Source organism: Methanoculleus sp. UBA430 (assembly GCF_002506585.1).
In the GTDB taxonomy this organism is placed as follows: Archaea; Halobacteriota; Methanomicrobia; order Methanomicrobiales; family Methanoculleaceae; genus Methanoculleus.
The window spans coordinates 36,007-57,073 of record NZ_DAXW01000004.1; the positions used below are offsets into that span (position 1 = coordinate 36,007).

24 protein-coding genes are annotated in these 21,067 nt (G+C 58.2%); 6 read left to right on the plus strand and 18 right to left on the minus strand.

The genetic code is table 11. From position 1 onward, the window contains the following. Positions 1-33: 33 nt before the first annotated feature. The gene (locus BRA49_RS04270) at positions 34-909 is read right to left on the minus strand and encodes a phosphate ABC transporter substrate-binding protein (RefSeq protein WP_292383818.1); all 876 of its coding nucleotides are present in this window, start codon (positions 907-909) and stop codon (positions 34-36) included. Between the two features lie 313 nt (positions 910-1,222). After that, the gene (locus tag BRA49_RS04275; RefSeq protein WP_292383820.1) at positions 1,223-2,062 is read right to left on the minus strand and encodes a class I SAM-dependent methyltransferase; all 840 of its coding nucleotides are present in this window, start codon (positions 2,060-2,062) and stop codon (positions 1,223-1,225) included. Between the two features lie 133 nt (positions 2,063-2,195). Here BRA49_RS04275 and BRA49_RS04280 point away from each other — a divergent pair, with 133 nt between their 5' ends. Then, positions 2,196-2,852, plus strand: a complete 657-nt coding sequence (locus BRA49_RS04280; RefSeq protein WP_292383822.1) for a hypothetical protein — start codon at positions 2,196-2,198, stop codon at positions 2,850-2,852. Positions 2,853-3,148: 296 nt separating this feature from the next. After that, positions 3,149-4,180, plus strand: coding sequence for an inorganic phosphate transporter (locus BRA49_RS04285; protein WP_292383823.1), 1,032 nt, complete (start codon positions 3,149-3,151; stop codon positions 4,178-4,180). Positions 4,181-4,425: 245 nt separating this feature from the next. Here the strand turns inward: BRA49_RS04285 and BRA49_RS04290 are convergent, their stop codons facing one another. The 6 genes from BRA49_RS04290 to BRA49_RS04315 all read right to left on the minus strand — a co-directional run bounded on the left by BRA49_RS04290 (position 4,426) and on the right by BRA49_RS04315 (position 8,447). Continuing rightward, entirely contained in the window at positions 4,426-5,157 is a 732-nt protein-coding gene (locus tag BRA49_RS04290; protein ID WP_292383825.1) for a 2-thiouracil desulfurase family protein, read from the minus strand. Between the two features lie 98 nt (positions 5,158-5,255). Further along, positions 5,256-5,720, minus strand: a complete 465-nt coding sequence (locus tag BRA49_RS04295; RefSeq protein WP_292383827.1) for a hypothetical protein — start codon at positions 5,718-5,720, stop codon at positions 5,256-5,258. A gap of 44 nt (positions 5,721-5,764) precedes the next feature. Beyond that, positions 5,765-6,298, minus strand: coding sequence for a DUF6125 family protein (locus BRA49_RS04300; protein ID WP_292383828.1), 534 nt, complete (start codon positions 6,296-6,298; stop codon positions 5,765-5,767). Beyond that, on the minus strand, positions 6,276-6,716 hold the full coding sequence (locus tag BRA49_RS04305) for a PaaI family thioesterase (protein WP_292383830.1): 441 nt from the start codon (positions 6,714-6,716) through the stop codon (positions 6,276-6,278). The genes BRA49_RS04300 and BRA49_RS04305 overlap by 23 nt, the downstream gene beginning before the upstream one ends. An 85-nt stretch (positions 6,717-6,801) precedes the next feature. Next, positions 6,802-8,166 carry a PFL family protein gene (locus BRA49_RS04310; RefSeq protein ID WP_292383832.1) on the minus strand — a complete coding sequence of 455 codons (1,365 nt, stop codon included), beginning with the start codon at positions 8,164-8,166 and terminating at the stop codon, positions 6,802-6,804. 8 nt (positions 8,167-8,174) lie between these two features. Then, positions 8,175-8,447: an ACT domain-containing protein gene (locus tag BRA49_RS04315; protein WP_292383834.1), complete on the minus strand. Its 273-nt coding sequence runs from the start codon at positions 8,445-8,447 to the stop codon at positions 8,175-8,177. 220 nt (positions 8,448-8,667) lie between these two features. On the opposite strand from BRA49_RS04315, the gene BRA49_RS04320 reads away from it, so the two are divergent. Further along, complete coding sequence (locus tag BRA49_RS04320) at positions 8,668-9,480, plus strand: GNAT family N-acetyltransferase (RefSeq protein WP_292383836.1); 813 nt, start codon at positions 8,668-8,670, stop codon at positions 9,478-9,480. Here BRA49_RS04320 and BRA49_RS04325 read toward each other — a convergent pair. The 3 genes from BRA49_RS04325 to BRA49_RS04335 form a co-directional block, all read right to left on the minus strand. Then, entirely contained in the window at positions 9,458-10,309 is an 852-nt protein-coding gene (locus BRA49_RS04325; RefSeq protein ID WP_292383838.1) for an alpha/beta fold hydrolase, read from the minus strand. The genes BRA49_RS04320 and BRA49_RS04325 overlap by 23 nt on opposite strands. 101 nt (positions 10,310-10,410) lie before the next feature. Further along, positions 10,411-11,235: an alpha/beta fold hydrolase gene (locus tag BRA49_RS04330; protein ID WP_292383839.1), complete on the minus strand. Its 825-nt coding sequence runs from the start codon at positions 11,233-11,235 to the stop codon at positions 10,411-10,413. Between the two features lie 220 nt (positions 11,236-11,455). Beyond that, positions 11,456-12,127: a hypothetical protein gene (locus BRA49_RS04335; protein ID WP_292383841.1), complete on the minus strand. Its 672-nt coding sequence runs from the start codon at positions 12,125-12,127 to the stop codon at positions 11,456-11,458. A 216-nt stretch (positions 12,128-12,343) separates the two neighbouring features. On the opposite strand from BRA49_RS04335, the gene BRA49_RS04340 reads away from it, so the two are divergent. Continuing rightward, positions 12,344-12,835 carry a putative immunity protein gene (locus BRA49_RS04340; RefSeq protein ID WP_292558534.1) on the plus strand — a complete coding sequence of 164 codons (492 nt, stop codon included), beginning with the start codon at positions 12,344-12,346 and terminating at the stop codon, positions 12,833-12,835. Positions 12,836-12,839: 4 nt separating this feature from the next. Here the strand turns inward: BRA49_RS04340 and BRA49_RS04345 are convergent, their stop codons facing one another. The 5 genes from BRA49_RS04345 to BRA49_RS04365 all read right to left on the minus strand — a co-directional run bounded on the left by BRA49_RS04345 (position 12,840) and on the right by BRA49_RS04365 (position 17,685). Beyond that, positions 12,840-13,541, minus strand: a complete 702-nt coding sequence (locus tag BRA49_RS04345; RefSeq protein ID WP_292383845.1) for an alpha/beta hydrolase — start codon at positions 13,539-13,541, stop codon at positions 12,840-12,842. Positions 13,542-13,762: 221 nt separating this feature from the next. After that, positions 13,763-14,125 carry a hypothetical protein gene (locus BRA49_RS04350; protein WP_292383846.1) on the minus strand — a complete coding sequence of 121 codons (363 nt, stop codon included), beginning with the start codon at positions 14,123-14,125 and terminating at the stop codon, positions 13,763-13,765. A gap of 58 nt (positions 14,126-14,183) precedes the next feature. After that, positions 14,184-15,605 carry a hypothetical protein gene (locus BRA49_RS04355; RefSeq protein ID WP_292383848.1) on the minus strand — a complete coding sequence of 474 codons (1,422 nt, stop codon included), beginning with the start codon at positions 15,603-15,605 and terminating at the stop codon, positions 14,184-14,186. Between the two features lie 454 nt (positions 15,606-16,059). Then, complete coding sequence (locus BRA49_RS04360) at positions 16,060-16,902, minus strand: flavodoxin family protein (protein ID WP_292383849.1); 843 nt, start codon at positions 16,900-16,902, stop codon at positions 16,060-16,062. Positions 16,903-17,280: 378 nt separating this feature from the next. Then, a complete protein-coding gene (locus BRA49_RS04365; protein WP_292383851.1) occupies positions 17,281-17,685 on the minus strand; it encodes a cupin domain-containing protein in 405 nt (134 codons plus the stop codon). A gap of 265 nt (positions 17,686-17,950) precedes the next feature. Between BRA49_RS04365 and BRA49_RS04370 the strand changes: the two genes are divergently transcribed. Together BRA49_RS04370 and BRA49_RS04375 are read left to right on the plus strand one after the other, a co-directional pair. Continuing rightward, positions 17,951-18,451: a shikimate kinase gene (locus BRA49_RS04370; protein WP_292383853.1), complete on the plus strand. Its 501-nt coding sequence runs from the start codon at positions 17,951-17,953 to the stop codon at positions 18,449-18,451. Between the two features lie 195 nt (positions 18,452-18,646). Beyond that, positions 18,647-19,201: a DUF3795 domain-containing protein gene (locus BRA49_RS04375; protein WP_292383855.1), complete on the plus strand. Its 555-nt coding sequence runs from the start codon at positions 18,647-18,649 to the stop codon at positions 19,199-19,201. Positions 19,202-19,442: 241 nt separating this feature from the next. On the opposite strand, the gene BRA49_RS04380 is transcribed toward BRA49_RS04375, so the two are convergent. Together BRA49_RS04380 and BRA49_RS04385 are read right to left on the minus strand one after the other, a co-directional pair. Continuing rightward, positions 19,443-20,078 carry a hypothetical protein gene (locus BRA49_RS04380; protein WP_292383856.1) on the minus strand — a complete coding sequence of 212 codons (636 nt, stop codon included), beginning with the start codon at positions 20,076-20,078 and terminating at the stop codon, positions 19,443-19,445. A gap of 291 nt (positions 20,079-20,369) precedes the next feature. After that, a complete protein-coding gene (locus BRA49_RS04385) occupies positions 20,370-20,813 on the minus strand; it encodes an SRPBCC family protein (RefSeq protein ID WP_292383858.1) in 444 nt (147 codons plus the stop codon). Positions 20,814-21,067 lie beyond the last annotated feature (254 nt).

Consider the following 21,067-nt stretch of genomic DNA (forward strand, 5'->3'; position numbering starts at 1 on the left):
TAGCATTCCGGGGGATCGAGAGCGTTGGCCCGATCAACTCTGCACCGGGATGTAATCGGCGCTCGCCACGATCTCCTGCCCTTCCGCGCTCATGATGAAGTCGAGATACTCTCGCATAAGGCCGTCAGGCTCTCCGTTCGTCAGCATGAAGAGCGGCCGGCTGACCGGGTACGTCCCGTCCGTGATGTTCTCGAGTGTGGGCTCGACGGCGGTCCCGTCGACGTCCAGCAAGAGCACCTTCACGCCCTCGGTGTAGCCGAGGCCGACGTAGCCGATCGCGCCGGGGGTCCGGGAGACCTTCTGCTGAATCCCGCCGTTCGAGTTGAACTCCTCCTGCATTCTGGTGAAGTCCTCTTTTGCGAGCACGTACTCGGAGAAGAACTCCCGTGTCCCCGATGCGCTGTCTCTCCCCACGACAACGATTGGCCGGGCGGACCCGCCGACCTGGTCCCAGGTCGTGTAGGTGCCGTTGTAGATGCCCCGGACCTGATCGAGCGTGAGGTGGTTAACGGTGTTCTCCGGATGGACAATGAGAAGGATCGCATCATCGGCGATGTGGTGCCTGACGAGGTCGGGGTAGCCTGCGACCTCCTCGGGTTTGAGGTCCCGCGAGGTCATGCCGATGTCCGCGGTGCCCTCGCCGACGGCTTTGATCCCGACGCTCGAGCCCCCTCCGCTCACCAGGATGCTGGCGGAGGTCTGTGTCGCTTCGAACGCTTCCCTTGCTTTCTCGGCGATAGGGAGCACCGTTGTCGATCCCGTCACCGTGATCTGCTGCGACGGGGATACCGGGGCACCGGACGATTGATCGCCGAGACATCCTGTTGCCATCAGAACGACCACAACGATGCCGGCAACGGCAACCGTGATCAGACTCCTCAGGCTCCCTGATGGACTCTTTTCTGTCATTATACAGGTAGAAGATGCGAAAAAATATATTGGTTTTCGACATTTAATATAGTTAACTCCATAACGACAATAGGTATATTGATCTCGTTCGAGCTCATCGACGCCGACCGCACCATGGCCATGGTCAACGACCTTACAGAGATAACCGGCGACATCAGCGCTCTCGCAGACCAGAAACAGGGCGACCCTGCCCTCTCGATCGGTTATATCGCGGAGCGATCCTGTGAGCCAGGATATTCCCCGGCGATATCTCCGAAGCGATCATCAATCAACTCGTTCGCAAGTGAGGACGGTAAGCGAGGATACCGTCCTCTTACCTCTCCTCCTTCTCCCACCAGACCGCTGCGGTCGGCCGGACGGCTGTCTCGACGTATTGCCCGGCCTCGGTCCGGCGGAGCATCCGCGCGAAGTAATCCTGGACCGCCGAGAGGTCCTCCATCTCCGGGTTGTGCATTGCCGCCCAGGTCCGGGCGGCATCCTCGGGGGAGTCATAGACCGTGTCCCAGACGGCACGGATGATCCGGGTATTCGGGTAGATCCCGCCGTCATGGAGGATATTGACGGGGTAGATGTAGTCCGGGTAGCCCTTTCCGGCAGCTGCTTCCTCCCCGAAGACCGCTTTATACAGCGCCATCTCGTCGGGGCTCCGCCACTCACCCGCATGCCAGAAGAGGTAGACCGCCCGGAGGGCCGCGGCGTCGAGTTTTTCGAGGGCGGCGGCAAGGTCGTAGAAGCCAAGCGAGAATGCCGCGATGGCGACGTCGTGCGGTTCGATATCCCTGCCGATGACGGTGTCTTCCCAGCGCATCGTGACCGTGGAGTAGTTCGTCCGCCCCTCAGCGGCCATCTGCTCACGGAGGATGGCAAGCATCCCTTCCGAGGGATCGAGAGCCGTGACGTGGGCGGCGGTCCGGGCAATCGGCACGGCAAGCCTTCCCGTCCCCGCACCCATATCCAGCACGGTATCCTCCGGCCGGAGGTCCAGGACGGCGAGTTCCCGCTCCGTCGCCCGTGTCTCGCCGTGGGTGGCCCGCCGGTAAGCGGCGGCGCGTTTGTTCCAGACCGCGGCGGGATCGCGGTCTTTCTCGACACGTGCGGGCGAACTTGCGTGGATTGCCTTCCAGAGCTCGTTCCAGTCGATGATCCGGTGCATACAGGCTCCTCGCCCTGTGATGGTATAAGCGCTCGCCCGCGGCGGTGCCGGGAGCCGGGACTGCACCGCTCCGTGCGGTTCCGGGAGTATATTCATATCGGATGACGGTATTCTGTCGGGCAAAGGACCGCGTATGCCCCTCGCAGACTATATCGGGAGGTACTGGACGGGTGCCGAGGTCATGTACGGTGTGATCATCGCCATGACCTTCACCAGCGTGCTGCGGGGCTATCCGGAGATCTCCGGACTCATCGTCGGGAGAGTCGTCGCTACAGCCCTCTTCTGCTGCATCGCCTGGGGTATCGCGGACGGGATGTTCTACATCTGGGAGCGGAGTTACCTCATCCGGCAGGAGAACCGGATCATCGAATATTCGCGTTCCGGGGAGCAGAGGGGGTCCGCCCTCTCCCTCATCGGAGAGCAGCTCGACGACACGGTCCTCCGGCATATACCCGAAGGTGACAGGCTCCAGTTATACGAGAGGCTCTCCCGCTTCCTGTCCGGCGTGGAGAGCCGGAAGAAGATGTCTCCGCGTGAGGCGGCAACGATCATCCTCGGCACCTTCCTCCTCTCCGCGGGGGCCGGCGTGATCGTCGTCCTGCCGTTCCCTGTCATGGGTGACGTCGGCCAGGCCCTGATAGTCTCGAACCTTGCGGGGATTGCCCTGCTCTTTGGTATCGGCTACATGAGGGCGCTTGACAGGAACATCTTCTTGAGAGTGCTGTACGGGTTCGGGTCGTCGTTCGTCGGGATCATCATCACGGTGATAACGGTTGTGTTAGGTGGCTAGCCCTGCCGCCGATCGTCCCCCGCGACCAGGTTTACGGTCTTCGACACCGTGCCCGGGGTGCGTTGTGCCGCCGGTTCCCGGCATCCCCGTCCGCGAGCGGCATGTTCGCGGTGTCATCTATAGGAGGTATGGCGAGAACCACACTTTAGGGTATGTAACTATATTAGAATATCCTCACTATAGTTTATCCCGGGCGCCTGAAAAGACTGGCAGAAATATAGAGTTTCTATATATGACTATACTTTACGTCGTGAAATGCTATCCTCTGGCAGAACTACCAATACTCACCCGGTACCATGCTCGATCTCACCCTGCTTCTCATCGTCGGCATCATCATCCTCGCACTCATCTTCGATTTCACAAACGGTTTTCACGACTCGGCCAACTCCATATCGACCGTCATCTCGACGAAGGTCCTCTCCCCGAGAAACGCCGTGGCATTCGCTGCGTTCTTCAATTTCATCGCGGCTTTCGGGTTCGGCGTCGCGGTCGCGAGCACCATCAGCAAGATCATCAACCTCGATCACGTCGAAACCTCTGTCGTTCCCTTCATCATCCTCTCCGGCCTCGTCGGGGCGATCGCCTGGAACATCATCACGTGGTACTTCGGCCTCCCGACGTCCTCATCGCATGCGCTCATCGGCGGCCTGATAGGCAGCGGCCTCGCGGCAGCCGGGATTGCGGCAATCAAGATATCGACCGTCGAGACCATCGTTCTCTTCATGGTCCTCTCGCCCATCGTCGGGCTCCTCGTCGGTCTGCTCTTTATGACCGGGGTGATACGGCTCTCCAGGGGCATCCCGCGGCATACAGCCGATCAACGTTTCAGGCGTCTGCAGCTGTTGTCGGCGGCGGCGTACAGTTTCAGCCACGGGACCAACGATGCACAGAAGACGATGGGGATCATCACCCCGCTCCTCTTCTCTATCGGTTACTTCGGGGCGGGCGTCGACCCGAACAACCTGCCGGTCCCGCTCTGGGTGATCCTCGCCGCACACGCGGCGATCGCGCTCGGCACATTCTTCGGGGGATGGCGGATCGTGAAGACGATGGGATACGGAATCACCAGGCTCCGCCCGGTCCATGGGTTCTCGGCGGAGACGGCAGGCTCCGCGACGATCATCGGGGCCTCCCTCCTGGGCATCCCCGTGAGCACGACGCACATCATCTCTTCCTCAATCATGGGCGTCGGCGTCACCAAAGGGGCGAGGTTCGTGAAGTGGGGTGTTGCGCGCCGGATCGTCACGGCGTGGATCCTCACGCTGCCGCTCAGCGCGCTGATCGGGTTTCTCGCATTCTCGGCGCTCCGCCTGATGGGATGGGCCTGAGGTTACAAGCGCCGGGTTTGAGGCATGGGCGGCCGGGAGCAGCACACAAGGGTTTTACCTCTTTACATCTATGGTCGCCGCCGGGGCCATCGGCTACTCGCTCATCGCGGTCGCGGCCGTGGTCTTCCTGTGGGGAGAGACGCTGGCCTGGTTCAGGTGTGCCCGCCAGGCGGGATAAGTACGCTATGCGGCCCGCAGGCGGGGGACTCCCGGACGCGACGCCGCTATCGCGAAAAAAGGTGGGTTTATCCGGAGCTTGAGTTGGAAACGGGGGCATCGGCCCCGGTTGCCTCGGAGAGGTAGACCCCCGCGCCGAGCCACCAGGCATCGTCGACCTTCTCAACGTAACTCATCTTGGGCTCAAGGGCCATGTTGTGGGCAGGGTTCGGGTAGTGGTAGAAGACGAACCCGCCGCCGTGCTGCGCGAGGAGGATCTCGACCCGGGTGTAGTTGACCCCGAAGGGGTCCTGAAGCCCCGAGAGATCGGTCCCGATCAACTGAGGCTGATGGGGGAGCGCCAGGGTCGTTCCGTTGTAATCGAAGGCGTAGATGTAGAGGCTGTCGCGGACGAACGTGCCGTTCCGGTCGTTGAACTCCCGTAACGCCTCATCCGTTCCCTCTGTTCGGGCATACGTAACCGCCTCTCCGACAAAGGATTTCAGGATAAACCCGTCGATCTGGGGCAGGGAGTCGAGATACCCGGCTGCAAAAGCGGACATCTCCTCCGTAACGTCCCGCCCGGTGGCCGGCTGCATGAGGTGATCGGCACCGTCTATCCTGACGATCCTGACGGTCGCCCGCGGGATCCCGAGCCCGATCTCGACCTCCGGGCAGACCGGGATGCAGTCGGCATACTCCCGCAGGCGTGCCACCGTGGGGGAGGGAATCTTTGAGCCGTCGTAGCGGCACGGGTCGAACTCGATGCAGCGGCTGACGACGAGACGGGGGCGGGGGTATTCCCGGACCATGGGGCTCATGATACGGCGGGGTGGATATGAACCCTTGGATCCTGGTTGAGGAAGGGGCGTGCACCACCTTCATGGCCCGGCGGTAAAAAAGGAGCGGGTTGCCCCGCTCAGTTCTTCTTCAGCGAGTCGATCGCGATGCTGAAGGAGTCTCTCCCGTCCGCGTAGATGATCTCCATCTCGCCGGGAGCGACCAGTGAGCCGGAAGAATACCCTCCCTCGTTCTCGATGATGGTGATCTCCTTGCCGTCGCGGCCGATCACGCCGGCACAGGGGGTGACGCCCCAGACCGGGGTGCCGTTCGGGGCCGTGAAGGAGACCTCTCCCGAGAAGACCCGGTCCTGCTGCTCGATGACCGCGAGGGTCATGGTGTAGCCGGCGTAGTCGTTGAATCCCTCTCCGTAGTCGTAGCCTTTCATCGTGCCGGTCCAGTTCCCGATGAGGTTGGGGACGACGAGGTTGGGGATCTCGGGGGTGGCAACGGCAACAGTGTTCTGAGCGTTGGTGGTCGTGCACCCGCAGATCAGCACGGCGAGGATGAGGATGCCCGCACATACGATGCTCTCGATTCTCATAAATCAAGATGCAGTCCTGGAATTGATATGTCTGCTCTTTTGCGTCACGAACCGGGGCTTCGCCCCTCCTCCTTCAGGTAAAACCGCCACCTGCAGAAGGTATCCGCGGGATGCGGGTCGGGGGGAGCGAAGAGGCACTCGACGCAGATCCGCTCGTCGATCTGCCGTGCGAACCCCGTGAATTCCGCCCGGTGCATCTCGCGGCAGACGTATTCGCCGAGGCCGCGCCGCAGCCGGGCTTCCTGGCTCGGGCACGAGGGGACGGTAATGATGACCTCGTCGTCCTTCTCCTCGATATCGTAGTTCACGATGATCGCCCAGGGGAAGAGTTTCAGCGCTTTTACGAAACCCTTCAGTCCCTTTTCCCGGATACCGAACCTGGCGACCAGGTCTTTTGCTGCCATCGGGGCGACGCGGCCCCAGACGCGTTCGTTGACCGCCTCCGCGGCCGGTTGGCCGAATTCCCCGGCGATATTGATGAACCAGAACGCGTCCACCACCCGGTAATGCCAGAGGAGGAACGCGAGGTATTCCCGGAGCTCCTCCGGGGCCATTCTATCGAAGATCTCGCTGTTCATCGTGATTTCTCCGCCCGTCAGCCGCGCCGGGGCGTCTTGCGGTAGACCATCCCCTGGAAGATGGCGATCTTCTCCGCGTCGTCGTTATCCTGACGGTGTAGGAGGCCAGTTTCAGCTTCGCGGCGTACTCCTCTGCCTCGGCATAGAGGGGGCCGGACGTTGCGGCCGTGAGGTAGGAGATCTGGGCGTTTATCGCCGCCGCCGGGATCCCGTGGGAGTTCGATGCGAGCGCGAAGGCCGTATCGGCGAGGGTGAAGAGCGCTCCCCCGTGGACGGTCCCGTGGCTGTTTAAGTGATAATCCCGGACTTCCATCTTCACCACCGCTCTGCCGGGTGCGACCTCAACGCACTCCATTCCGTTGTGCCGGGCGAAGGCGTCGGCGGCGAAGAACCGGGCCGAATCTGCAGGTGCGACCATATACGGTGATCTCTTTCCGGCGGCCGTAATAAGCCTATCAGTCCGCCCCGGGACTCAGAAAAAGGGGACCGGATCTCCCCGCCGATCAGTTCTTGAAACTATGAACCGGTGCGGGAATCCGCCCGCCGCGGTTGATGAAGTCGGCGCAGCAAAACCTGTTCACCTCCTGGACCGGCGCGTGGCCTAAAAGGCCGCCGAACTCGACAGTCTCGCCGACATCCTTTCCGATCACCGGGATCAGCCGGACAGCGGTCGTCTTGTTGTTGATCATCCCGATTGCCGCCTCGTCCGCGATGATACCCGATATCGTCGAGGCGGGCGTGTCGCCCGGGATCGCGATCATATCGAGGCCGACCGAGCAGACGCAGGTCATCGCCTCGAGCTTCTCGATGGTGAGGGCGCCGCGGTTCACCGCGTCGATCATCCCCTGGTCCTCGCTGACCGGGATGAACGCCCCCGAGAGCCCGCCGACAAACGAGCTCGCCATGATCCCGCCCTTCTTCACCTGGTCGTTTAAGAGGGCAAGAGCGGCCGTCGTCCCCGGTGCACCGACCGATTCGAGCCCCATCGCCTCGAGGATCCCGGCGACACTGTCTCCGACGGAGGGTGTGGGGGCGAGAGAGAGGTCCACGATCCCGAACGGGATCCCGAGCCTCTCCGAGGCCTCCTGGGCGACGAGCTGCCCGGCACGGGTGACCTTGAAGGCCGTCTTCTTGACCGTCTCGCAGAGAACCTCGAAGTTCTCGCCCCGGACGCCCTCGAGCGCGTGCTTGATGACGCCCGGCCCGCTGACGCCGACGTTGATGACCGCATCGGCCTCGGAGACGCCGTGAAACGCCCCTGCCATGAACGGGTTGTCGTCGGGGGCGTTGCAGAGGACGACCAGTTTCGCACAGCCAAGGGAGTTATTCTCCTTCGTCGCCTCGGCTGTCTCCCGTACAATCTCTCCCATCAGTTTTACGGCGTCCATGTTGATCCCGGTCTTCGTCGAGCCGATGTTCACCGAGCTGCAGACCCTCTCGGTCGCGGCGAGGGCTGCCGGGATTGAACGGATGAGCGCTTCCTCGTTCGGGGTCATGCCCTTTGAGACGATCGCCGAGTATCCCCCGATGAAGTTGACCCCCATGTCCCGTGCGGCCTTATCAAGCGTCTTTGCAACCTCGACAAAATCCTCCGGGGACCTGCAGGCCCGCCCGCCGACGAGCGCGATGGGGGTTACGGATATTCTCTTGTTGACGATCGGGATCCCGTACTCGAGTTCGATCTCTCTCCCGGTCGAGACGAGGTCTTTTGCGAGCCGGGTGATCTTGTCGTAGATATTCCGGTTTAAGGCATCGAGATCGGCGTCGCAGCAGTCAAGAAGGCTGATGCCGAGCGTGATGGTCCGGACATCGAGCTTCTCCTGCTCGATCATCTTGTTCGTCTCGTTTACCTCGAGAATATTGATCATGGAACCCCTCAGATACGGTGCATCTTCGTAAAGATGTCTTCCCGCTGGCACCGGATCCGAACCCCGATCGCGTCGCCGAGGTCGTCAAGTTCGGTCACCATCTCGGCATACGGTTTTGTTGATCCGCTGGTATCGACGATCATCATCATATTGAAGTATCCCTGCACGATCGTCTGCGAGATATCCTCGACGTTGACCTGGTTATCGGCAAGATACGTGCAGACCTTCGCGATGATGCCGACAGTATCCTTTCCGACGACGGTAATAATTGTCTTGCTCATGCCCTCTTCCGTTCCTGTATCTTGTTGGCTCTCCTCCGGGATTAATCCGATTCGAACAGTCCAGGGAGGAACGTTGTTGCAGGGGACCGTGAGAGGCATCCTGTGAGCGATATGCCGGGATCCGGTCACCGCCGGAGCGGAATCGGTTCAAAACCTTCATCCCTTGCCGGGATGTACGCATAGTACTATGGCTGCATCAGGTGAGATCACGATTCGGCCGATGACGAAGACCGAAGTCGGGATTGCGGTCGACTGGGCGGAACGGGAGGGCTGGAATCCCGGTCTCTCCGACGGGGAATGCTACTACGCGGTCGACCCAAAGACGTTCTTTGCGGTGCTCCTCGATGGCCGCCTGGTCGGGTCATTCTCGATCATGGTCTACCCGGGCGGGTTTGCCTTCGGCGGGTTTTACATCCTGGACCCCGAATACCGGGGGCAGGGCATCGGCCTTGCGATTATGGAGCGCATCGACCGGCTCGCCGGGCCCTACAACTTCGGGATCGACGGGGTCTTTGAGATGCAGGACCGTTATGCCGCCCACGGGTTCCTCTTCTCGCACCGGAACATCCGGTATGAGGGTCTCGGCGGGGGCACCCGCCCTCCGGGCCTCACGGACGTTCGCGGCGTTCCCTTCGACGCCCTCGTCCGCTACGACGCACGCCATTTCCCGGCAGAACGGCCGGGGTTCCTCCGCCGATGGCTGGCGCAGCCCGGCGCGACGGCGCTGGCCGTCCTCGATAACGGGGAGGTCCGCGGCTACGGGCAGGTGCGGCCGTGCCGCCGGGGCGCTAAGATCGGCCCGCTCTTTGCCGACACCCCGGAGACTGCCGGGCGGATCTACTGCGGCCTCGCGGCGGCGGTGCCCGGTCAGCCGCTCTTCCTCGATGTGCCGGAGCCGAACGCCGCCGGTGTTCTGCTCGCAGAGCGGCACGGGATGGTCCCGGTCTTCGGCACGGCACGGATGTACTCAAAGGAGATCCCTGACCTCCCGCTTGATCAGTGCTACGGCGTCACGAGTTTCGAGACCGGGTGAGGGGTTCTTCGCTCCGGAGCGGGTGGCGTGCCCAGAAGTCCGCGAGCGCCCAGGCCATGCCGCGGGCGTTCTGCATCTGCATCCCGTGCGCAGCCCCCGGAAGAACGAAACCCCGGACATCCGGGAACCACTCGAGGAGCAGCCGGTGCGTCTCCCCAAAACGTGCCCCGAGCTCGGTGCTTCCGCTGCCGATGACGGCGAGAACCGGCTGTGTGATACGCTTCGCCTCAGCCTCGCCGAACCTCCATTCCAGCAGTGCCGGTACTTCCAGCTCGAACGAGGTCCCGGCATCGGCAACGGCCTGCTCAAACACTCCCGGCACCATCCGGTCGAGCGAAGCGCGATACCCGGCTCCAAAGCGCGCCTGAAGAAACTCGTCCACGAGCTGCTCCGGAGGCTCCTTCCTATACCGCTCCCGGCCTCGCAACAGACTGTCCCGGTAGGCCGGGCCGCTGGACCCGACGATGAGGGCCGGTTCCAGCAGGGCCAGCGACCGGACGACGTCCGGGGCGTCGAGTGCAAACTGCATGGCGATACAGGCACCTGAGGAGTGTCCCACGATATGCGCCCGCTCGACGCCGAGATGGCGGAGCAGTGCCCGGCAGTCGGCGGCCTGCCGGACGATACCCGCTGGACCACCGCTGTGGCTGCTGCCCGCGTAGCCCCGCCGGTGGTACAGGATGAGCCTGTAGTGCCGGGTGAGAGCCGGTTCGAACATCAGTGGTTTGAACGAGTCTGCGATGAGAGCACCGTGAATAAAGATCGCGGGCTCACCGCTCCCTGATACATCATACTCAAGCGCGACACCATCTACAGCCACTGTCTCCATACATCCTCCGTTCCGCCCCCCTTATCTGAATCAGGGGGAGGCATGAGGGATATCCTGCATGCACATAAGTATAATCCCTGCGGCCCGCACCCCTCCCGGTGCTACCCTCTTTGTCCGCCAATCATCCTCACCCGCACCGATTCGGCCGGGCTCAGCAGGAATTCGATGACCAGCCGCGCAAACAGTTCCGGTGCCGTGCTTATCGCAATGTGTTGCTGTCCGGGCATGACGACAATCCTGCTGTTCGGCAACGCCGCGTGCACCGCCTCCGTGGCTGCCTTGAGATAATCGGGACTGTTCTCGCCCTGCAGGAGCAGGATAGGGACATCCAGATTCTTAAAGCGCGAGGGCTCGAAGATGTAGCCCTCATCTGAAAATTCCCGCGGTATGGTGCGCGCCGCTGCCACCCGAGCCGCCCAGGCAGGCTCCTTTCGCAGCACAGCGATCTGATGCTCCGGGATCTCGACGACGTCGCGATAAAATGCGAGCAGAACCCCCTCCCGGTCCCCTGCATCAAGGAGCGCCTGGATTTTGGCCCGTGCACCGGGCGGATAGATCGGCATTCCCACCGGTATCGAGGGCTCGTACAGAACGAGCCTGTTGAGGTTCGTGACACGGAGCGCCGCTTCCAGACATATCAGTGCTCCGTACGAGTGGCCCAGGAGGTTCACCGGCTCGGGGATGGAACTCACGACAGCCGCGATATCGTCATACTCACGTTCGAGAGAGTAGGCTGTCGAGTCGCCGCTCTGGCCGCGGCCGCGCCGGTCGACGGCATACACGGTGAATTGTTGTTGCAGCATGGGGAGGACGGGCTGCCAGCGGGTGTGGTCCGCTGTTGTCCCATGCACCAGGACCAGGGCCGGCCCGGTCCCGTTTCGCTCATAGACGATGGGCGTTCCATCGTTCGACCTGACTGTATCCATAGGCATCTCCTTGCCCCGAGAGTTAACTCAGGCAATGGGTGCGGTTGGATCCGCTCTTCCTGATAATACCTTTACCTCCCGGTGGCGGCAGGTCTGTTCCCTACACGCGGTCTTTTCAATCCGGTGGGGCGTCTCCGTGAAGGTGTTCGTCACAGACTCGGGCTCGACAACCCTGCCGTGCGGACTGTATAGCCGCAGACTCCCTGCCTGTGACCGGACCTCAGCCGGTCTCTTCCGGTGCCTGCCGGGCACGCCCGAAGACGACCGCGAGCAGGGGGAACACCACCAGACTGACCCCGACGTAGCCCAGGATGCCGATATTCCGGATACTCATGTCGGCAAGCGGCACGCCGATGAGCCCCGCGAGACTCAGTACGCCGCCGGCGATCATGAGGACCCTAACCGTCTTCTCCAGCCGGCCGGTCCAGAACACTGGTGCGGCAAAGAGCATCGAGAGGGCAAAGAAAACATCCCACGCGAGGATGTCGAGGGCATACACGACAGACGGCCACTCGAAGGAGAAAAAGTACGGTGCCCACGGGAGTCCCGCGGACGCGATCTGGCGGCTGACCGTGAGGATGACGAAGTGGACGCCGGCGGTTATCCCTGCCATCATGACCATGAAGGCAAGCGCCGGAAGGCTGTACGCCCTGGCCCCCGGGGAGGCGTAGGCGTGGACCGCAACCATGACGATGACCATCAGCGGCGCCATCGCGATGATGAGCAGTTCCAGCAGAGAGAAGTACGGATCGCCGATCGGGTCCGCCGGCGACTGGAGCGAGAGGAGTCCGAGGGTCAGCGTAACCGTGTATGCGACGAGAAGGAAGAAGACGGCCCAGGCTGCCGTTTTTCCGAGTCGGCGGTGGTGCCGGGTGAAATCTTCGTGTGCCATCCTTCGACTCCTTTGCTGCCCTGTCGGCCTTGGGGTCCGGGTGCCCGTTAGGTGGACCTATCTGTTCTACGTTGCGGTGCTCGTGGGTGAGGCGGGTCCGTGTAAGTCAACTTGCGTTGACTTAGAAGAGGTGTGTCGGTGCTATGTCAACCTGAGTTGACGTATCCGTCCATGCAGATTAAGAAACAAGATATTGAACGTCGATAGAGACTGTTCGTGAAGAAATACAGCAGAGAGGATCAGATGACGATGGCAACCTGGGCCGCGGACTGCGCCGAACGAGTGCTCCCGCTCTTTGAGGAGGCATACCCGGAGGACAACCGGCCGCGAAACGCTATCGAGGCGTGCCGGGCCTGGGTCAGGACGGGCGTGTTCAGGATGGCTGAGATCCGTGGAGCCTCTCTTGCCGCCCATGCCGCCGCCCGCGATGCGAAAAAGAATGACGCGGCCTGCTTTGCGGCGCGTGCCGCAGGCCAGGCGGTGGCGACCGCTCACGTTCCCCAGCACGCCTATGGGGCGGCCTACTATGCCCTCAAGGCCGTCGCGGCGGTGGATATGGTGAATGCCGTGATGAATGTTATCCGGGAGCGGGAGTGGCAGGCGGAGCGGCTTCCGGAGAGGTTAAGGGAGGAGATCATGGAGAGGATTGTCGTTCAGGAACCTCGGAGTGGGGTTTCTATTAAATTGAAGAAGGGCGAGGGGTTTTGATAATTCATTTTTGAAGGCACGTTTCGGTCCAGGTATCTAAGATATCTAATTGTTCCGGGGTATGAAACCAGTGTTCCCCATCTTCCATAACAGTTAGATTGCAATAAAAACGCTGGACAAACTCTTCTACAACACTCCGATCCGTAAGTTCGTCTTGCCCACCATACAATATCTCTGTTGGAACCTTCCATTTTGTTATCGGATGTTCGTGGGCATAGAGTAGATATTCCCACGAAAGAGTTTGTCCAGAGGAAGTGGGGATAGTACGTTCACGCTCAAGTTGCGTTTCTGATACATTGGCCCGGAGCATCATGTTGGAGATGAGCTGTTTCATATCGAGGATAGGGGAAATAAAAATGCTTTTTTCCAACGGTTCGTTTTCGAAACTCAACATCCCGAACCATGCCCCAATGCTATTGGCAAATAGAGAAATTTGCGTCCACTGGCCTTTGATATAGTCCATAACCTGGAGCAGTTCCGGCACGACATGCCACGGGTCAAATGAATTTGCTTCTCCTTTGCGTTCTCCGTGTTCGGGCAGGTCGATGCTCAACACTTGCCACGCATAACGACAGGCTATCCTGGCAAACGCTTCCGCTTCTTCTTTGCGCCCGGCCTGTCCGTGTATGTAGAGATATACTTTATTTGAACGAGACCCCCAGAGAATTGCTGGAATCCCTTGAATCTGGAAGTATTTCTTTTCCATAATCGTCCCCTATTCTGTTTGCTATTTGGATGTGTCTTAATACCGGTTTAATCCCCATGACGAATTGATGTCCACGCCGGAGCAACGCCTGCCTCTCCGAGGAATTCCGTGAGTCATGCCACACCCCGTGGTAACCCCTTCCCACCTTCTGTATCTACTCTGTATGACTATTGATCTGGTTCTGGAAAGAGTATTGGGGTCAGGCTCACTGGGATGAGCGGTTAAACCTCTATTTGAATAAATTTCCCTAAGCCGCTTTTATTGGGATCTAATTGATGATTGAAAGTGGAATCGTCGATATATTGGAACGATTGTGGCGCAACAAAGGTCGGGTTAAGTTTTTTGGGATCTATAGGCTCTTCAAACAATTCGAAATTAATTATTTCTATGGCGTATCCTTTGTCTTTTTCAGAGAAGTACGCATAGAAGTCCTTCTGGGTTAGTCCGGAATACTCACGCAATTGTTCCCACAAATTCTCTGGACGATCCTCAAAGATCTTCCCAACCTTAAATCTGCCGATAATTCTCTTCACAGGAGACGTTGAATAGACGTAAATCTCACAAACTGACCGATCTTTGAACATTACCTTGCGAAATTCATATCTCTTTGTTCCATTGATAATTTTCCGAATGTGCTTCGGTCTAATGGACAGTATAACTCTCATTAATTCCACCTTGCAGCTTTACCCATGTGTACTTCGTATTATCGATTTCGGTGATTGATTGTGGTGCCCCTGAGAGGGCATTAGATCTTCTTAGTTCGCTGATTGTTACGCTGTGTGGCAGATGGAAATGATGCCTAAATAGAATGATAGTCAACGGCTTATTAGATCTTTCTATCGCGGTGTGAGAGTAAACACTTCTTTTCCCTATTATTCGAATGACCTCATCGGTATCTGAGACATCCGGAAAGAAGTCGTCAACGACACCTACTGATGTTACTGCTTTCGTGTCACGTGATCGATAGAATAGAATGATATCTCCGGGTTCTATCTTTTTGATCCGGCTGTGAGTCAGGTAAGCTTTTCGAATAGTATTTCCTTCTACAACAAACTCTCCAGAATGCTCGTAGAGTTTTGTTTGTCTTCCTTTTGAGAAATCAGTGAATAATAGATCATGGTATTCTGGTTGAATGGGAATAACGAATTTTTTCACCAAATCTCCATCGTAAAAGCTTGGGTAGTAGATCTGTGATATCGTGACCGGCAAAAGAGCTGAGACATCATGTCCTCGGGCGCAGAGATTTTTCACATAAACGTCTTCCATTCTGTTTACACGCTTGAGGACGCTTGCTTTATGGAAACCATATTCTGAAATGAGATCGACGAGGCGATCCTCCTTAGGCTGAGTGAAGTGAGTGAGGTAGATCTCAGTGATACCGTTTTTTAGCGCAATATCTATCGAGACTTTCAAGAGCAGTTCACCGATCTTATACCCCACATGTTCAACCTTCATCGTTGCAATTTTCAAACGTTTCTTTTTTGCGAGGGGTGGAGTCGATGGGATAGGCTCACTCTCAACCTTATAAATAAGGATAGCTCCTATGCTCCCATCGGTTCGTCTATAGGCATAGCATTCCCTCCCCTCCTGAGCCTTTCCTATGAACCATTCATCGAACCCGGGATAGTCTGCTCTCAATGAGTCGAAGATTGGATCCCGTAGATCCAGGTTGTGCATACTGTCTTTTACAAGTGCAGGAGGCGTGGGAATGATCTCTTGTGAGGGTAGGCATCTATTGAAATCATACAGTGCTTCAGAGATGAGGAATACACGTTCTCCAACCCCGATTTTATGTGCCTTTTTGTGAATTTCCCGATCCTCGGTGATGAAAAATTCAACTGCATTTTTATATATAGCGTATAGGAGAGCATTATCGACGTCATCATGCGAATTTTTTGCAGGTCCGACGAGCTCACGAAACGATGCATCGTTGTTAGGATCTGGTGGTCGCTCTAGATGAGAGTATGCCTCAATTTTCGAGAGGTTCACTTCTCTGCGCCTGAGATCTGAATCCCTTCGTAATTCTGAAGCTGAGAGGGGGTGAATTAAGAGTTCTGCCCTCAATTTGTTGAGTATTTGGAGCAGTTTAGCTAAATCACGTAGAAGACATGATCTTGTTCACGATAAATGAAGATATTGGTATCAAGTAATATCCTCATCTGTCACCAACGAAGGTTTAAGAATTAGGTCATTAATAATCCTTCTTTATCACTTCAGATTTCTAAGAACTGCCTAAGTGCCCTTATCGCACTCGTATGGCCCAATTTAATCGTATTCGATCTTGAGCCCATCAGATCTAAATTACCTGAAGTCACTAAGGGGATCAAATGGAGCGCACCTCTAATGAAAAAGATATAGGGGTTTCATGAAAGGTTCATTTCCTCTGCGCGCTGGGGACCTCCAGATCTGTAAGCATATCTTACTGGTGCTTTTGGCCGGCTGAACGCAGGAAATCTGCATCAAATCCCAAAATCGTTCGACTGGAATTGTTCTTGGTGACCGAACCCTTTGTACCCCTCTACCCACTTCTGCACCCGCGCCCGCTCTTCACCCCCATCTCCCGCAGATCCCTCCGTACCCGCCGCCGCTGGTACCACTCCGCCACCGTACCCAGCGCATGGTACACCGGATTGACCGGCACGTCCACGTAGTAGCGCCTTCCCTTGTCGAACCACCCCTTCCCGGCCCAGTAGGCATGATCCGCGGGACTCCGTTCGCCAAGTTCGTCGCAGGGCGCCCTCCCGATGTGGAACGCCATCACGTCGAAGAGCCCGGGCCTCCTCGGCGTTTCTCTCCGGAGTGCGGCGAGGAAAGCCTTTGCCGCCGCCTGTAGTTTCTCTTCGTTCTCCCGCAACCGGTAGGCGGGAAGGGGTCCCATCGTCGCGTGGGAGACGACCCCCGCCCGTCCGGCAACCTCAAAACCCCAGATGCGGGCCACCGCGTTGAGGTAATCCAGCACGTCTTTATCTCCCATCACCCCGACGGTGGTGAGGAGGAGTGCCTTCTGCCGGAAGAACCGGGGCCGGTGAAAGATGTAGGAGTGGCGGTCGATGAAGACCTTCATCAGCCCCGAAACCTGGAACCCGTATACCGGGGTGGCGAAGATCACCCCGTCCGCGTCGTGCATCTTCTGTTCAAGGAGGGCTGAATCGTCCTTGATGGGGCAGTGCTCCTCCCCCCGTTCAAAACAGGTGTAGCATCCGCGGCACTGCTCCAGGCCGACGTCCTTGAGCATGACGTATTCCCAGTCCACCGGTGCGTTCTCCTGGAGGATCTCGCGGATCCGTTCGGCTGCACGGTAAGTATTCGCCTTCCGGGCGCTGCCCATGATGGCGAGGACCTTTATGGGCCGATCTTCCATGCGGGAATAAAGGTATCTCTCTTACATAGGTTTTCCCCCCGGTACTGACAACCGCGTGCGGCTACACAGGAAAAGGAGAGAATAAAAGCACGATAAGGCGCGTACAAATGATCTGGCCGGTCAGGTGCGTCTGAATCCGACCCGGCCAGAAACCCCTGCATGGCAAGTCCGGCTCTACCAGGAGCCCGGCGGCCAGACAGACAACCAGTTCCGGTGCCGTGCTCATCGCAACGTGCTGCTGCAGGCCCCTCTCCCGGTCCCTTGCATCAAGGGGGGCCCGGACGGAGTGCATGGGTTACGCGGGCTGGAGATGGGGAGTTGCCCATCTCAACTTGTATTATGCTACAAAAGGGGGTGATGAGGAGTCGGTATCCCCGCTCAGGCCGTGGGGGTGGGGACCACGAGGAACGCGGCATACCCGTCGCCGACGTTCCTCGTCACGTGGCCCCTGCTCGAGGTGTCCTCCAGCAGGACCAGATCGCCGGGGCCGAGCCGCCTGACCGTCCCGTCCGTCGTCTCCATCTCCACCTCGCCCGAGAGGAGGGCGAGGAACTGCCGGGCGGGGGCCGGGTGGAGTTCGCCTATCCAGCCGGGCTCGAAGGTATAGAAGCGATACTTCGACGCGGGTCCGTCTTCGGAGACGTAGAACGGAGCCGCGGGTGGGGCTGCAGGGGCAAGGCTCTGTTCGACCGTCACGGTATCGAAGTGGGAGTCGCCCTGCGCATCCGTGTAGATCCGGTGATACGTTACCCGGTTCAGGTTGGGGGAGGCTGTTTTTGTCATGGTATCCTCGGTGCGGTCTGCGGGTCGGGATGACCTTCGCACTTGGACAACATACTTGGTCGGGAATGGATAAAGGTTGCGGCGGACCTCCGGCAATGGGGCCTGGTTATCCGTCTCCGGGGGAGCAAACCGCGTGTTCCTTGTTTTACGACAGGGCGGGGGATCCTGCGCATGGTGCGGATAGGCAGTTGGGCTATTCTACCAGACAACCTTCATCTCCCCGGAAATCCCACTAAAGTATCAACAGAGGGTTCCGGGAAGCAGTATGGATCACCACAACAACATCATCCTCATCGGCATGCCCGGTGCGGGGAAGAGCACCGTGGGCGTCATCCTTGCAAAAACGCTTGGCATGCAGTTCATCGATACGGATATCCTGATCCAGGAGCGGGCCGGGAGGATACTCCAGGAGATTCTCGACGGGGAGGGGCCGGATGCATTCAAGCGGATCGAGGAGGAGACGATCCTCTCCCTGAATCCCCGCAATGCGGTGATCGCGACGGGTGGCAGCGTGGTCTGCAGCGAGGCTGCGATGGCGCACCTGAAGGCGGTGGGGGTAGTCGTATACCTGGAGATCTCGTATGCAGAGATGGAGGAGAGGCTCAAGAACATCACGACCCGGGGGATACTCCTCCTTCCGGGCCAGAGCCTCCGCGAGATGTACGACGAGCGCCTCCCGCTTTACGAGAAGTATGCCGATCTCACCGTCGCGTGTTCGGGTGAGGACCTCGAGTCCGTGGTCGGGAACGTGATCGAATCGCTGTAAGGTGTCCGGATGGTGGTCGGGGATGTATGCAGGGACACCGGCCGGACTATCGGGTGTCGCCCGACCGGATCGATTTCAGAACTTCGGGTTTCGCACAGGGGAATCCGGAGTCCCGGATGCCCCCTTCGAGCACCGCGAACGGGTTCACGGTACCATAAGAGATATCTGGAGAGGTCTCGCACATAACAACGATCAATGCGCATCGAGTATCCTGATATTGGCATCTGCGGGCTCTCCTGTCGACTCTGCCCTATGTATAATACCGACGCAGAGAGCAGATGTTCGGGATGCAAGAGTTCGAGCAGAATGGCCGTCGGTTGCCCGTTTATTACATGTGCCGTTAAGAAAAAGGGGATCGAGTTCTGCTGGGAGTGCGAAGAGAACGATACGTGCGAACGATGGAAAAAACACCGGGATGCCGGTAAAGAACACGATTCTTTTAAATGTTACCAGACCCTTGAGGAGGATCTCTCGCTTATATCTCAGCATGGAATATCCGCATTCCAGAAGTTACAGGAACACCGGGAGTTCTTACTCAGGGAGATGTTGAACAACTTCAACGAAGGCCGCTCAAAGAGTTACTACTGTATCGCTGCAACTGTCCTGGAACTTGAAGAACTTGAGGAAGCGCTCTCCCGGGCAGGGGAAGAGTCCGGGGAGCTTGACGTCAGGGCAAGGTCGAAGGCTCTTCACCGGGTTTTTGATGAGATTGCTTCAAGGAAGCACTATCACTTAAAATTAAGGAGGTAAGCACGATAGCGATTCTTCATGCAGGGAATACACGCATCGCCGCAGGTGGGCGTTATGCAAATGCCCGGTGCTGCCGGAACGCGACGGGAGATCGTCGAGAGCCTGCAGGGCTAATATCGAGGGAGAGCCCGATATCCCCGGCCGGTGAGGCGCTCTTTCACACACTGTCTTCATGTGCAGCATGAGAACCGTTTTGAGGTGATGGAAGATCCCCCGGAGGCCGGAAGAGTCCCGTTCACCGCTATCCCGCCTCCACGACCAGGAATCGTCCCTCCTCGTCTTCGGCGAAGCGTACCGTGAGCATCTCCCCTTCATGCACGCCGAAGTCCGAATAGGGTTCGTTCAGGAGTGTCCCCTGAAACGACGCGCCGTCGGCCGACTGCTCTTCCAGGCGGACCCAGACTCCTTCAGGGATCGTCTCGCCGTCTTTTGAGAAGAGGATCACCGATACGTCGTCAAAATACCCGGGAGCCCTGAACCTGTCGAGGTCGGTCCTGTTTCGGATCGTGCGGAGCGATTCCGGTTCATAATAGATGCGCCATCTCTGCTCTTCGAGCAGCGAGAGTCTGTTTGCCTCATCGTTTGAGAGGAGCGTGTACGCCCCGATTTCATCGGATGGAAGTATGAGACCCTCGCCGTGATCCTCGAAGTTCGCGATGATCTCCGGCGACCTTCCGGGTTCGAGCCGGCAGAGGGTATGGATACGGAAGGTGATACCCTCCTCGTGGTCCACGTAGAAGAAGCCGATGCACCTGTTTGCGGCCGGGTGCATAACACCCTTCTCCGAGAGGATACGGGAGATGCCGGGATTGATCTCAGCAACCGCCCACCTGTTGATGATCTCCCGGTCTGAGTAGCGTGTCGTTCCATCGTTCATGGTATGTGATACAGGGTCTTTCTGCAGCGTGAAAGAGGTTTTGAAATGTTATGGCAAGCTATTGATTTATTGGGTTTGTCAACCTGGAGTATTGTGGTTCATGAGCACGAGCGGGGACCATCGCAACCGCAATCGTCGCGAACTACCAGGCTCTAAGCTAAGTGGTGATCAGCATCAGTACCGGTAAGTACACACTCCTCGTTTGCACCTCCTCATACGTTTTCGGAGAGTTCCCGTAGTGATTAGAACTGAACGTATCCCGGCAGAGACACCTTACCTCTCATCCTACATTCATAGTCTTGATTCGGACTCAAGAATTTGTTTCAAGTTGATCAGGCTTTTCCGGAGTTCTTTCCGCATTGAGTTGACCATCATGGGAGTCAGGACTTTCAGGAACCCGTTCATAGTCATGTCGTAGGTAAGGGTAAATTTCATCCCGCCCGTGGTGGGAGTGTAGGTGTTGTGCTGTTCGATGAGCAATGGTCCTGAGGTAATGTTTTTCCCAAATTTCCCCGGTGGCTTGCATTCGGTTGCCCTGGCAGTCCATTGCATGGTGCGACCCATCAGGTGGCTGGCACCTTTGAACGTCGTGCCGACACCGACAGGTCCCTGAGAGGTCTGCTCCGCCTCCAGTATGACGGTCTGCCATGTATTCCAACTCCCTGCATCGGTCGTAAAGGCGTATGCCTTCTCGACCGGACAGCGAATTTCTATGCCCTCCTCAATTCTTGGCATTTGAATCCCCTCCTTAGGCATATGCTGGATAAAGGATTCTACCCCATTGCGGTCAGCCGCCGGTGAAAAAACTGCCAAGGCTTCCGCAACAAGAGCAGAACGCCTGGTTCTGGCGATGTTTCCATCACCCGATCCTTCGTAAGGGAGGATCAGTATTTCAATGTTCTGGCATTATTTTCGCTGAGGCCGCTCATTATCGCTACCTCCTTTTATGCCACAACGACTGAAAACAGGCCGTGGTGTGGATGCAATCC

Coding starts and splice junctions, on each gene's coding strand:
- BRA49_RS04270 (WP_292383818.1), bottom strand. CDS start 909: ATGACAGAAAAGAGTCCATCAGGGAGCCTGAGGAGTCTGATCACGGTT.
- BRA49_RS04275 (WP_292383820.1), bottom strand. CDS start 2,062: ATGCACCGGATCATCGACTGGAACGAGCTCTGGAAGGCAATCCACGCA.
- BRA49_RS04280 (WP_292383822.1), top strand. CDS start 2,196: ATGCCCCTCGCAGACTATATCGGGAGGTACTGGACGGGTGCCGAGGTC.
- BRA49_RS04285 (WP_292383823.1), top strand. CDS start 3,149: ATGCTCGATCTCACCCTGCTTCTCATCGTCGGCATCATCATCCTCGCA.
- BRA49_RS04290 (WP_292383825.1), bottom strand. CDS start 5,157: ATGAGCCCCATGGTCCGGGAATACCCCCGCCCCCGTCTCGTCGTCAGC.
- BRA49_RS04295 (WP_292383827.1), bottom strand. CDS start 5,720: ATGAGAATCGAGAGCATCGTATGTGCGGGCATCCTCATCCTCGCCGTG.
- BRA49_RS04300 (WP_292383828.1), bottom strand. CDS start 6,298: ATGAACAGCGAGATCTTCGATAGAATGGCCCCGGAGGAGCTCCGGGAA.
- BRA49_RS04305 (WP_292383830.1), bottom strand. CDS start 6,716: ATGGTCGCACCTGCAGATTCGGCCCGGTTCTTCGCCGCCGACGCCTTC.
- BRA49_RS04310 (WP_292383832.1), bottom strand. CDS start 8,166: ATGATCAATATTCTCGAGGTAAACGAGACGAACAAGATGATCGAGCAG.
- BRA49_RS04315 (WP_292383834.1), bottom strand. CDS start 8,447: ATGAGCAAGACAATTATTACCGTCGTCGGAAAGGATACTGTCGGCATC.
- BRA49_RS04320 (WP_292383836.1), top strand. CDS start 8,668: ATGACGAAGACCGAAGTCGGGATTGCGGTCGACTGGGCGGAACGGGAG.
- BRA49_RS04325 (WP_292383838.1), bottom strand. CDS start 10,309: ATGGAGACAGTGGCTGTAGATGGTGTCGCGCTTGAGTATGATGTATCA.
- BRA49_RS04330 (WP_292383839.1), bottom strand. CDS start 11,235: ATGGATACAGTCAGGTCGAACGATGGAACGCCCATCGTCTATGAGCGA.
- BRA49_RS04335 (WP_292383841.1), bottom strand. CDS start 12,127: ATGGCACACGAAGATTTCACCCGGCACCACCGCCGACTCGGAAAAACG.
- BRA49_RS04345 (WP_292383845.1), bottom strand. CDS start 13,541: ATGGAAAAGAAATACTTCCAGATTCAAGGGATTCCAGCAATTCTCTGG.
- BRA49_RS04350 (WP_292383846.1), bottom strand. CDS start 14,125: ATGTTCAAAGATCGGTCAGTTTGTGAGATTTACGTCTATTCAACGTCT.
- BRA49_RS04360 (WP_292383849.1), bottom strand. CDS start 16,902: ATGGAAGATCGGCCCATAAAGGTCCTCGCCATCATGGGCAGCGCCCGG.
- BRA49_RS04365 (WP_292383851.1), bottom strand. CDS start 17,685: ATGACAAAAACAGCCTCCCCCAACCTGAACCGGGTAACGTATCACCGG.
- BRA49_RS04370 (WP_292383853.1), top strand. CDS start 17,951: ATGGATCACCACAACAACATCATCCTCATCGGCATGCCCGGTGCGGGG.
- BRA49_RS04375 (WP_292383855.1), top strand. CDS start 18,647: ATGCGCATCGAGTATCCTGATATTGGCATCTGCGGGCTCTCCTGTCGA.
- BRA49_RS04380 (WP_292383856.1), bottom strand. CDS start 20,078: ATGAACGATGGAACGACACGCTACTCAGACCGGGAGATCATCAACAGG.
- BRA49_RS04385 (WP_292383858.1), bottom strand. CDS start 20,813: ATGCCAAGAATTGAGGAGGGCATAGAAATTCGCTGTCCGGTCGAGAAG.